The organism is Stenotrophomonas sepilia (assembly GCF_003244875.1).
Classification (GTDB): Bacteria; Pseudomonadota; Gammaproteobacteria; order Xanthomonadales; family Xanthomonadaceae; genus Stenotrophomonas; species Stenotrophomonas sepilia.
In genome coordinates, this window is sequence record NZ_LXXZ01000025.1 from 1 (window position 1) to 11,561 (window position 11,561).

An 11,561-nucleotide genomic window follows, 5' to 3' on the forward strand; every position below is an offset into this window, starting at 1 on the left:
CCTTCTTGCCGACAACCTTCTTGGCGGCGGCAGTCTTCTTGGTGGCGACCTTCCTGGTGGCGGCAACCTTCTTGCCGACAACCTTCTTCGCAGCCACGGCCTTCTTGGCGGCGACGGTCTTCTTGGCCACAGCCTTCTTGGCGGTGGCGACCTTCTTGCCAACCGCCTTCTTGGCGGCCGCAGTCTTCTTGGCAACGGTCTTCTTCGCGACAGCAGCCTTCTTGGTGGCGGCCTTCTTCACGGTGGCGACCTTCTTGCCGGCAGCCTTGGTGGTGGCCTTGGTGGTCTTCTTGGCAGCGGCGGCCTTCTTGGTCACGGCCTTGCCCGCAGCCGCCTTCTTCTTCGCCACTTCCTTCTTCAGGGCAGCAGCTTCGGCCTTGGCGTTCTTCTTGGCCGCTTCCAGCTTCTTCCTGGCGTTGGCAACCGTCTTGCCGACCGACTTGGCAGCCTTCTCGGCCTTCTTGGCAACGGTCTTCTCGACCTTGGCCACGGCCTTCTTGGCCTTGGCAACGCGGGTACCGGCAGCCTTGCTGGCGCGCTTGACGGTCTTCTTGACCGACTTCACTGCGTCTTCGGCGGCGTGGGCGATGGTCTCGCCGACGTTGGTGGCGGCTTCTTTCACGTTCTCGACAGCGTCGGTCACGACCGACACACCATTACCGTTGCTCATGTTGCCCTCCTGCGGGCCTTAAGTATCAAAACGGGGCGATGCTATACCGACATTGACGATCGTGGAACGGGGCATGTGCCGGCAATCGCATCTGTTGCGACGCCGATGGTGTACGCAGCAGCCCCTGTTGCCACCTGCGGTTCGCAGCAAACCCCTTTTTTTCAGTGCTGCGCTAAGCGAACCCAGCATTGTCTGGCCGTCGCCGCGCGCACGTGCACGGAGGCAGCGTCCGGCATCCGTCGTGGCGCATTGCGGCACCCGCCTGCGCGGAACTGCGCACGTATCCGCCTGTGCCAGTGCGGCGCGCGTTGGCCTTGAATGGCGCACCCATCACCTGCCCGGGTGTCGCCACAAGCGCGTTCTGGCCCCCGCGCTCCCCCCTTCGAGGCACCCGTTTTCATGGCGCATTTATCCAGATCGCGACACACTCATTCAGCTTGTTCTACCGTAGGGCCGTACCGCCCCCACCCACGCCAGCGAACCGACTCCCATGCGACCGCTTCCTACCCTGCTCACGCTCGCAATCGCCGCCGCCTTCGGTGGCTTCGTTGCCACCGGCATCAATGCCCACCTGGACAACCGTGCCGACGCCGCGCCGCTGCCGGCGGTCCTGCCGACCACTGCAGCGTTGCCGGCCTCGGTGGCCGGACAGGCGGTACCGTCGCTGGCACCGATGCTGGAGAAGGCGATGCCGGCGGTGGTCAGCGTCAACACCAAGCAGGTGATTCGCGTACGCAATCCCTTCTTCAACGACCCGTTCTTCCGCCGCCTGTTCCCGGATACCCCACAGGAACGCATCAACGAATCGCTGGGCTCGGGCGTGATCATCGACGCCAAGGAGGGGCTGGTGCTGACCAACCACCATGTCATCGACAACGCCGATGACGTCCAGGTGACACTGGCGGACGGGCGCACGGTCAAGGCCGAGTTCCTCGGTTCGGACCGCGATACCGACATCGCGCTGATCCGCATTCCGGCGCAGAACCTGACCGACATCAAGCTCGGCAACAGCGACCAGCTGCGCGTAGGCGACTTCGTGGTGGCCATCGGCAACCCATTCGGCTTCAGCCAGACGGTCACGTCCGGCATCGTCTCGGCGGTGGGCCGCAGCGGCATCCGCGGGCTGGGCTACCAGAACTTCATCCAGACCGATGCGTCGATCAATCCGGGCAACTCCGGTGGCGCGCTGGTCGACCTGCAGGGCCAGCTGGTCGGCATCAATACCGCCAGCTTCAACCCGCAGGGCAGCATGGCCGGCAACATCGGCCTGGGCCTGGCGATTCCTTCCAACCTGGCGCGCAGCGTGGTCGACCAGCTGGTCAAGCACGGCGTTGTGGTGCGCGGCACGCTGGGCGTGGAAAGCCAGAACCTGACCGCGCAGATCGCGCAGGGCCTGGGCCTGGGCGAAACCCGCGGTGCGCTGATCACCCGCGTGCTGGCCGGTTCGGCCGCTGCCGCAGCCGGGCTGAAGCCGGGCGACGTGGTGGTGTCGGCCAACGGCCAGCGCGTGGACAGCGCCGAGGCCCTGCACAACGTGGAAGGCCTGGCGGCCGTCGGCAGCGCGATGACGCTGGACGTACGCCGTGAAGGCAAGCCACTGCAGATCAAGGCGACGCTGAAGGAACAGGCGCGCGCGGTCACCGGTGAGAGCCTGGACCCGCGCCTGACCGGTGCGACCTTCGTCGACCTGCCCGAGTCACTGCGGCAGTCTGGCGTCGGCGGCGTGCTGGTCAGCGAGGTCAAGCGCGGCAGCCGCGCCGCCAGCAACGGCCTGCAGCAGGGCGACATCATCACCGACGCCACCGTGGGCGAATTCGCCGACCTGGCCAGCTGGCGTGCCAATTTCCAGCAGCGCCCGCCGACCCTGGTGGTGCGCGTGCTGCGCAACAATGGCCAGCAGCAGGGCCAGCTCGTGATGCGCTGATCGCCCTGCCGTAACACCCCCTATACCCCGGCAATGCTATTGCTGTCAGTCCAGGTCGGCACCGCCGACGCCCGTTCCCCCATCGCAACAGGAGTGATTCGATGAGCCCCACCAATACCGAGAACCTGAAGGAACACCTGGGTGAAGCCGGTTCCCACCTGAAGCAGGCCGCCAGCGCCGCCGGCGGTGCGATCAAGGGCGCCACCGGTGCGGCCACCGACGAACTGCGGATCGGCAAGGCCAACGTCAAGGCTGAACTGTCCGACAGCGCGCTGTCCGGCCTGGCCGCTGCCGAGTTTGGTGGTGCCGCCGCCAAGGAGCAGGTCGATGCGCTGATGGACAAGGGCAAGGACCTGATCGACAGCGCCGCCGAGCTGATCCGCGAACGTCCGCTGGCCTCGTTCGGCGTGGCCTTCGCTGCCGGCTGGATCATCGCCAAGCTGGCCCGCGGCAGCAGCGACAAGTAAGCCGCGGCGTGAGCGAAGACAACGCGCAAGCCCCTGATCCGGCGGCTACCCCGCCGCTGGATGAGAGCATCCGCCAGGTCGGCGCGGCCGGTCGTGCCGCTGCCGACTCGGCCAAGCACTCGCTGCGTTCGCTGCGCCGGTTGGCCTCGGCCGACTTCGCGCTGGCACGCAGTGCCTTCGGCCGCGCGCTGGCCTGGGCCGGCGTAGCGATCGTATTCGGAGCGTCGGCCTGGCTGCTGATGGCCGCCACCCTCATCGCCCTGCTGCAGAGCTGGGGCCTGAGCTGGCTGCAGGCCCTGCTGATCACCTCGCTGCTGAGCCTGGCCGTCACCGGTTATGCGATCTGGCGGGTGTCCTACTTCTTCCACCACACCGGCATGCACGCCACCCGGCGCCAGCTGTCCCGCCTGGGCCTGTTCGACGAGCCCAGCGAAGACGACCCCGATGCCGATGTGCAGCTGCCAGAGGGCAAGCCATGAAGTTCGGTGCGCTGCAGCGGCGGGTGAAGCGCTGCGAACAGGTGGTGACCGTACGCCTGGTCGAGACCCAGGACCACTGGTCCACGCTCAGCCAGGTCTGGCGCCAGGGCTGGTCGCCACTACGCATCGTGGTAGTGGGCCTGGCCGGTGGCTTCATTGCCGGCAAGCTGGAAATGCCGGGCAAGGTCAACGGTGCGCGCTGGCTGCAGATGGTGGGTTCGGTCTCGAACCTGTTCGCCAGTGCGCAGGCAGCGTTCGCCACGGCGATGGCGGCGCAGGCGGCGGCCACCGCCGACGATGCGGCCGAAGAAGCCGGCGATGCCAGCGAACAGGCACACGCAGCGGCCTCCGCCGCTGAAGCGCGGCCCGCAGCGGCGGCGCGAGCTGTGCCGGAGGCGGAACCGGACCTGCGCGAACCGCGCCCGGCCGAGGCGGCCACCGAACTGTCCGAACGTTGATCCATGGAATCCGCCGCGCCGATGGCGGCCGGCGGATAATGCGCTCCCCTTTCCGGCTGATGCGTCGATGAGCGAGTCCTCCCTGTCCCCGTCACCAGCCGATCCACAGGACCCGGAGGCACCGCTGCCGCCTCCGTCTCGCCCACGCGGGCCGATGTCGCTGGTGGTGCTGGCGACCCTGGCGGTGGGCTACACGCTGTGGGCGGCGCAGGACATCATCCTGCCGGTGCTGCTGGCGATGTTCTTCGCACTGGTCGGCAACCCGATCCTGCGCCTGCTGCAGAAACTGTGGATTCCGCGCGCGCTGGGCGCGCTGCTGATTCTCGGCGCCGGCCTGGGCGTGACCGGTTCACTGGCGGTGCAATTGATCGGCCCGGCGATGGAATGGGCGCAGGAAGCCCCGCAGCAGCTGCGCAAGGTCGCCCGCCAGGTGCAGGACCTGACCAAGCCGGTGCAGCAGGCCAACCAGGCGGCGGAGAACTTCGCCCGCGTGGCCGGTGGTGACAGCAACCACAAGGTGCAGGTGATCCGCACCCAGCTCGACGACCCGTACCGCATGCTGACCCGCGCGCCACGGCTTGCCGCCTCGGTGCTGGCCGTGGTGCTGCTGACCCTGTTCTTCATGATCTATGGGCAGAGCCTGCAGCGCGCGGCAATCGCGCTGTTCCCGAGCCGCCAGCAGCAGCGCTTCACCGCCGACATCCTGCGGTCGATCGAGCGCGAAGTCTCGCGCTATGTGCTGACCATCAGCGTGATCAACACCCTGGTCGGGCTGGTGTTCGCCGGCGTGCTGATGCTGCTCGGCATCGGCCTGCAGGAGGCGCTGCTGTGGGGCACGGTGGCCGCGCTGCTGAACTTTGCCCCGTACGTCGGTCCGCTGATCGGCGTGGCACTGATGCTGCTGATGGGCTTCGTGGAACTCCGCGACCCGCTGCAGGCGCTGCTGCCGGCGGCCGCGTACCTGGCCCTGCACACTCTGGAAGGGCAGATGGTGACCCCGATCGTGCTGGGCCGGCGCATGAAGCTGTCGCCGCTGGTGCTGATCCTGGCGCTGATGGTGTTCGGCTGGGCCTGGGGCATGATCGGCCTGCTGCTGGCGGTGCCGCTGCTGGTCTGCATCAAGCTGGTGCTGGCACGGCTGGAAGGCATGCAGGGCTGGGCACGGCTGCTGGAATGAAAGCCCGCGCGGGCAGGCGTAGAATGGAGGGGTGAATTTCCCCGTCCAAGCCATCACTCTCGACCTTGACGACACGCTGTGGCCGTTCGCTCCGATTGGCGCCCGCATCGACCTGGTCCTGCACGAGTGGATGCGTGAACACAGCCCCGCCACCGCCGCGATGTATCCGGTGGCGGCGATGCGCGAACTGCGCGAGCGCCTGTACCACGCCCATCCGCACCTCCACCACGACCTGAGCGCGCTGCGTCGGTTGACCCTGCACGAAGCGCTGCACGCCAGTGGCGCCAGCCTCGATCTGCTGGAGCCGGCGTACGAAGCGTTCTACGCCGCGCGCAATCAGGTCGAGTGCTATCCCGATGCGATCGATGCGCTGGCGAGGATTGCCGCGCGGGTGCCGGTGGCAGCACTGAGCAACGGCAACGCCGATCTGGAGCGGATCGGCCTGGCCCATCATTTCGCCTTCCAGCTGGGCGCGCGCGAACACGGCGCGGCCAAGCCGGAGGCAAGCATCTTCCACGCCGCCTGCACCCGCCTGGGTGTGGCGCCGGCACAGGTGCTACATGTCGGCGACCACGCCGAAATGGACGTGGCCGGGGCGATCGCCGCCGGCCTGCGCGGGTGCTGGATCAACCGCGAAGCAGCCACCTGGACCCATCCGAAACTGCAGCCGGACCTGCAGTTTGACACCCTCACCGGCCTGGCCGACTGGTTGGACGCCAACCTCGACGCCGCCGCATCCCGGAGTACCTGACGCATGAGCGAGATCACTGGTTTCACCGCCGACACCACCGCGGCGCTGCCGCTGTACGTGCTGGACCGCGAGCAGTTCGCCGCTTGGAAGGACGGCCAACCGGCCGCGACCCAGGCCTGGCTGGCCTCGCAGGGTTTCACTGCCGGTGCGCACAGCGTGGCCCTGCTGCCCGGCAGTGAGGGCCTGGCCGGCGCGGTGATCGGTGTCGGTGATCGCGCCGATGCCTACAGCTATGCGCATGCGCCGCACGCCCTGCCGGAAGGCAGTGTCTGGCAGCTGGCCAATGAACTGCCTGCCGCCGAACAGGCGCTGCTGCAGCTGGGCTGGGGCTTGGGCAGCTACCGCTTCGACCGTTACCGCAAGCGCAACCGCGCCCCGGCGCAGCTGGTGGCCGCACCGTCCGGCGAAGTGGCCGACCTGATCGCCGCCAGCCTGCGCGTGCGCGACTGGGTCAACACCCCGACCGAAGACATGGGGCCGCAGCAGCTGGAAGACGCCGCGCGTGCACTGGCCGATGCACATGGTGCGCAGGTCGAGGCGATCACCGGCGATGAACTGCTGAAGCAGAACTTCCCGGCCATCCACGCCGTGGGCCGCGCGTCGCACCGCGCGCCGCGCCTGGTGGTGCTGCGCTGGGGCAAGGAAACCGACCCGGCACTGGTGCTGGTCGGCAAGGGCGTGTGCTTCGATACCGGCGGCCTGGACATCAAGCCGGCCGACGGCATGCGCAACATGAAGAAGGACATGGGCGGCGCCGCGCACGCGCTGGCCCTGGCCGGCCTGGTGATGGCGCGCGGACTGCCGGTGCGGCTGACGCTGCTGGTGCCGGCGGTGGAAAATGCGATCGGTCCGGATGCGTTCCGCCCCGGCGAAGTGATCGCCACCCGCAAGGGGTTGAGCGTGGAGATCGACAACACCGATGCCGAAGGCCGCGTGATCCTGTGCGACGCGCTGACCTTCGCCGGTGAGCAGAAGCCGGACCTTGTGCTGGATTTCGCCACTCTTACCGGTGCCGCACGCATCGCGCTGGGTCCGGATCTGCCGGCGCTCTTCAGCAACGACGACACGGTGGCGCAGCAGTGGCTGCAGGCCGGCGACGCAACCCGTGACCCGGTCTGGCGCATGCCGCTGTGGCGCCCCTACCTGCGCTATCTGAGCAGCGGCATTGCCGACCTGGCCAATGCCGGTTCGCGCATGGCCGGCTCGGTGACCGCCGCGCTGTACCTGGAGCGCTTCCTGGAAGACGGCCAGCGCTGGGCGCACCTGGACGTGTACGCCTGGAACGACGGCGAACGCCCGGGCCGTCCGGCCGGTGGCGAAGCGCTGGCGCTGCGCTCGGCCTGGGCGATGCTGAAGGCGCGTTACAGCTGATCGGGTGGGTGCCGACCTTGGTCGGCACGCTGTCCCCGGCAAATCTGACGAAAAATTGAATTTCGGCCTCGGCCGGGTTCTGCGAGGATGTGTGGGTCGACCACCCACACGCTCCGTGAAGGCAGGACTCCGACCATGTCGCTCTTCGGCTACACCCGTGCCGGCCAGACGCCGGGCGCACCGCGCAAGCATTCCCCCCTGCTCTGGATCGCGCTGATCGCGCTCATCCTGGGTACCGTGGCGCTGGCCTTCGCCTGGCTGGCCGGCTGGATGGGCGACCGCCTCACCGCGCAGCGCTTCACCGACACCATCGAGGCCACCGGCCCGGCCCATCCGGGCTTCCGCCGTGCACACAGCAAGGGCATCTGCGTAAGCGGCTGGTTCGAACCCAGCGCGCAGGCCCCTACCCTGTCCAGTGCCCGGGTGTTCTCGCAGACACGTGTGCCGGTGATGGGCCGCCTGTCAATCGGTGGCGGCGACCCCTACGGCGCCGACAACACCGCACGCGTGCGCAGCCTGGCGGTGCAGATGGTCAGCGATGATGGCCAGGAATGGCGCATGGCGATGAACAGCTTCCCGTTCTTCGCGGTACCCACGGCCGAGGCGTTCTACGAGCAGACGCGCGCCTCGATTCCCGACCCGGCCACCGGCAAGCCGGACCCGCAGAAGATGGCGGCAGTGCTGGCGAAATACCCCAGTGCGCAGGCGTTCCAGCAGTGGGCGAAGACAGCGCCATGGACCAGCAGCTGGGCCGACACCACTTTCAACAGCGTCAACAGTTTCTGGTTCACCAATGCGCAGGGCCAGAAGCGTGCGGTGCGCTGGCGCTGGCAGCCGCTGGCGCCGGTGGTGGAGATGGATGCGGAAGCGCGCAAGCAGGCCAGCGTCGATTTCCTCAGCCAGGAACTGCAGCAGCGCCTGGCCCGCGGCCCGGTACGCTGGAACCTGGTCGTGACCACCGCCGAGCCCGGCGATGCCATCGATGATCCGTCGGTACCGTGGCCCGAGTCGCGTGACCAGGTAGTGGCGGGCGTACTCAGCCTGGACCGCATGCAGTCGCAGGAAGAAGGCGCCTGCGGCCAGATCAACTTCGATCCGCTGATCCTGCCCAGTGGGGTGCGCGGCAGTAATGATCCGATCCTGGCGGCCCGCTCGGCGGTGTACTCGCAGTCCTTCAACCGCCGTGAACGCGAGCGCGCCGCCGGCAATGTCGAACAACCGAAGGAGGCCGCACGATGAGCACCGGCAACGGCCACTTCAACCTGCTGGCGCGGGTGCTGCACTGGTCCATGGCGCTGATGATCGTCGCCATGCTGTTCATCGGCGTGACCATGGTCGCCTCGCTGCACCTGCGTCCCGCGCTGATCGACCTGCACCGCCCGCTGGGCATCGCGATCCTGTTGCTGGCGCTGCTGCGCCTGTACAACCGGCTGCGCCATCGCCCACCGGCGCTGCCTGCCGACCTGCCGGTCTGGCAGGGGGTAGCGGCCAAGGCCTCGCACTGGGTGCTGTACGCGCTGATGCTGGCGATGCCGTTGATCGGCTGGGCGATGCTGTCGGCCGGCGGATACCCGATCGTGCTGTGGGGTGGATTCCACCTGCCATCGATCGTTCCGCACACCCCGGCGCTGTATGCCGCGCTGCGCAATGCGCACAGCCTGCTGGCCTATGTGTTGTTCGCCACGGTGCTGATGCATGTGGGTGCGGCGTTGTTCCACCTGTGGGTGCGGCGGGACGGGGTGTTCCAGGCGATGGCGCGCGGGAAGGATTGAAAGGATTCGCCGGGCGTTCCCGGCGGATTGTTTCCGCGACCGCGGGGGGGGTGTCACTTTTCTTTTCGCGCGAAAAGAAAAGTAACCAAAAGAAACGCGCCGCCAGAGCGCGAGCCGGTGCTGCGCACCGGTGCCCTGTGCTTCTCGGTGAATCAGGGGACGGCGCCGAACTCGCTACGCTCAAACACCGGCGCCTCTTCGCCCCTGATTCCCCCGCGATGCTCGGCTCGCTCAAGGCGGACCCAACATCAAGAGCGACAGCTGCACCCAGTAGATCCACGCCATGCGTGGTTGCTGTTGCCGTTGATCTTGACCTTCCAGTCCGCCTTGAGCGAGCCGAGCACCGCAGGTCCGGCGAGGGCGAAGAGGCGCCGGTGTTTGAGCGCAGCGAGTTCCCGCGCCGTCCCTCGACGGACCGAGGAGCGCAGGGCACCGGCGTGCGACGCACGCCGGCTCGCGGCCGGCGGAGCGTTTCTTTGGTTACTTTCTTGATGGCCCACATCCATGTGCGCCACCCTACGGGCCGGCTACGCCGTTCCACGCTGCTCCTGCAGCGTGGTGCACGAGCAAAGAAAGTGACACCCACCCGCGGTCGCGGAAACGACATCACCAGGAAAGGCAGGCCGCCCCTACAGCCACCCTTTCTGCCGCGCCAGCCGGTACGCCTCAATGCGATTGGCTACGCCCAGCTTGCCGATGCACTCGGACAGATAGTTGCGCACCGTGCCGTGCGACAGCCCCAACTGCTCGGCGATCTCGCTGGCGGTACGGCCCTCGCCCGCCAGCCGCAGCACGCGGCGCTCGCGGTCGGTCAGCGGGTCGGCCTGCGACCACGCATCCAGTGCCAGCTGCGGGTCGATCGCACGGATGCCCTGCTTGACCTTGCGCAGTGCCTCGGCCAGGTTCTCAGCCGGTGCGTCCTTCAGCAGGTAGCCCAGCACGCCGGCTTCCAGCGCGCGGCGCAGGAAACCTGCGCGGGCGAAGGTGGTCACGATCACCACCTTGATCGGCAGCTCGTGACGCGCGATGCGCTGTGCAAGCTCCAACCCGGACAGGCCCGGCATCTCGATGTCGGTCACCAGGATGTCCGGCTGCAGCTGCTGCAGCATGCGCCACGCGGTTTCGCCGTCGGCGGCGCTGCCCAGCACTTCGATATCCGCTTCCAGGCCCAGCAGCGCCGACAGTGCGCCGCGTACCATCGCCTGGTCTTCGGCCAGCAGGATGCGGATCATGCGGCACCGTCCTGCACCAGCGACGGCGGCACGCCTGGCGGCAGCGGTGTGGTCGCAGCGGCCAGTGGCACGCGCACGATCAACACCGTGCCCTCGCCCTTTGCGGACTGCACCTGCAGGCTTCCACCCAGGGCGGCCACGCGTTCGCGCATGCCGCACAACCCATTGCCCTCGGCCTGCACGCCGCCACGACCATCGTCGCGGATCTGCATCGCCAGCATGCTTCCCTCCAGCATGAACTCCACCCGTGCCTGCGTCGCCTGTGCATGGCGCACGATATTGGTCGCGGCCTCGCGCAGCACCAGTGCCAGCCCGCGTTCGACATCCACCGGCATCGCCGGTGGTGGTGCGTACTGAAGGTGGACCTGCTGGCACTCCAGCAGCAGCCGCGCCGATGCCAGCTCGCCGGCCAGGTCGCTGGCGCGGATACCGGTGACCGCACTTCGGACCTGCGCCAGCGCCTCGCGGGCGATGGCCTCGGCCTCGCCGATCTCCTGCCGCGCGCGTGCATCACCGCGGTCCTGCAGCTTGCGCGCCAGTTCCAGCTTCAACGTGATCAGCGACAGGGTGTGGCCGAGCAGGTCGTGCAGGTCGCGGCCGATGCGTTCGCGCTCAGCGGTGGCTGCTAGCCGCCGCACCTCGTCCTGTGAAAGCTGCAGTGCCGCATCCTTCTGCTGGTTGAGTGCCTCCACGTTCACGACCAGGCCGACGATATAGGACACGGCGGGGATCCAGACCAGGCTCTGCCACGGGTACTGGAACAGCAGGGCGAGGCTGCAGAACAGGAGGTTCAGACCAGTGAGCTGCAGCAGATACTGCCACCAGCCGCCGCGACCGCTCACCCGCAGCAGCACGCAGCCGAACACGAAGTAGGTCAGCCCGGACGGGTACCAGGGCAGCAGCACCAGCGACATCGCGATCAGGCCCAGGGCATAGCGCGGGGCGTGATGGCGCGGCGCCACCATCACCTTGGCGTACAGCAGCAGGAACACCGGATAGCTGGCCAGCGTCAGCAGCAGCCAGCGCAGGGTGAAGCCATGGCCAAGCAAGGGCGTCAGGAAGATCCACACTGACCACAGCAGGTGGATTGCCTCGCCCCAGGGGGACTTTCCCCGGCGCAGCGTCTCGGCCACCGCCGAGTCCGGCGCGGGGCGCAGCAGCGAGGCAAGCCAGATGGACGGCACGGGCGGTTCCAGGCGGGGACGATCGCCGCCGATCATGCCAGTTCAGCCGCCTGCGCGCAGGCGCCACCGTCGGCTG

The 11,561-nt window shown here is 68.0% G+C and carries 12 protein-coding genes; 9 read left to right on the forward strand and 3 right to left on the reverse strand.

From position 1 onward, the window contains the following. On the reverse strand, nucleotides 1-670 hold a 670-nt coding region (locus tag A7X97_RS01965; protein WP_111007546.1), incomplete at its 3' end, for a histone. Nucleotides 671-1,160: 490 nt separating this feature from the next. Here A7X97_RS01965 and A7X97_RS01970 point away from each other — a divergent pair. From A7X97_RS01970 to A7X97_RS02010, 9 genes are all read left to right on the forward strand, one after another. Next, nucleotides 1,161-2,594 carry a Do family serine endopeptidase gene (locus A7X97_RS01970; RefSeq protein ID WP_111007547.1) on the forward strand — a complete coding sequence of 478 codons (1,434 nt, stop codon included), beginning with the start codon at nucleotides 1,161-1,163 and terminating at the stop codon, nucleotides 2,592-2,594. A 101-nt stretch (nucleotides 2,595-2,695) separates the two neighbouring features. Next, nucleotides 2,696-3,061 carry a hypothetical protein gene (locus A7X97_RS01975; protein ID WP_010486932.1) on the forward strand — a complete coding sequence of 122 codons (366 nt, stop codon included), beginning with the start codon at nucleotides 2,696-2,698 and terminating at the stop codon, nucleotides 3,059-3,061. Between the two features lie 8 nt (nucleotides 3,062-3,069). Beyond that, nucleotides 3,070-3,540: a phage holin family protein gene (locus A7X97_RS01980; RefSeq protein WP_004153834.1), complete on the forward strand. Its 471-nt coding sequence runs from the start codon at nucleotides 3,070-3,072 to the stop codon at nucleotides 3,538-3,540. After that, nucleotides 3,537-3,998, forward strand: coding sequence for a protein sip-5 (locus tag A7X97_RS01985; protein ID WP_069138037.1), 462 nt, complete (start codon nucleotides 3,537-3,539; stop codon nucleotides 3,996-3,998). The genes A7X97_RS01980 and A7X97_RS01985 overlap by 4 nt, the downstream gene beginning before the upstream one ends. 67 nt (nucleotides 3,999-4,065) lie before the next feature. Further along, entirely contained in the window at nucleotides 4,066-5,175 is a 1,110-nt protein-coding gene (locus A7X97_RS01990) for an AI-2E family transporter (RefSeq protein WP_111007548.1), read from the forward strand. 31 nt (nucleotides 5,176-5,206) lie between these two features. After that, nucleotides 5,207-5,926: an HAD family hydrolase gene (locus tag A7X97_RS01995; RefSeq protein ID WP_053499497.1), complete on the forward strand. Its 720-nt coding sequence runs from the start codon at nucleotides 5,207-5,209 to the stop codon at nucleotides 5,924-5,926. A gap of 3 nt (nucleotides 5,927-5,929) precedes the next feature. Continuing rightward, on the forward strand, nucleotides 5,930-7,297 hold the full coding sequence (locus A7X97_RS02000; protein ID WP_053499499.1) for a leucyl aminopeptidase family protein: 1,368 nt from the start codon (nucleotides 5,930-5,932) through the stop codon (nucleotides 7,295-7,297). A gap of 135 nt (nucleotides 7,298-7,432) precedes the next feature. Further along, a complete protein-coding gene (locus A7X97_RS02005) occupies nucleotides 7,433-8,536 on the forward strand; it encodes a catalase family peroxidase (RefSeq protein ID WP_065178988.1) in 1,104 nt (367 codons plus the stop codon). After that, nucleotides 8,533-9,069, forward strand: a complete 537-nt coding sequence (locus A7X97_RS02010) for a cytochrome b (protein WP_072168719.1) — start codon at nucleotides 8,533-8,535, stop codon at nucleotides 9,067-9,069. The genes A7X97_RS02005 and A7X97_RS02010 overlap by 4 nt, the downstream gene beginning before the upstream one ends. 629 nt (nucleotides 9,070-9,698) lie before the next feature. On the opposite strand, the gene A7X97_RS02015 is transcribed toward A7X97_RS02010, so the two are convergent. Both A7X97_RS02015 and A7X97_RS02020 read right to left on the reverse strand, forming a co-directional pair. Then, complete coding sequence (locus A7X97_RS02015) at nucleotides 9,699-10,301, reverse strand: response regulator transcription factor (RefSeq protein WP_005420563.1); 603 nt, start codon at nucleotides 10,299-10,301, stop codon at nucleotides 9,699-9,701. After that, the gene (locus A7X97_RS02020) at nucleotides 10,298-11,521 is read right to left on the reverse strand and encodes a sensor histidine kinase (protein ID WP_111007549.1); all 1,224 of its coding nucleotides are present in this window, start codon (nucleotides 11,519-11,521) and stop codon (nucleotides 10,298-10,300) included. Before A7X97_RS02020 ends, A7X97_RS02015 begins: the two co-directional genes overlap by 4 nt. Between the last annotated feature and the right edge of the window lie 40 nt (nucleotides 11,522-11,561).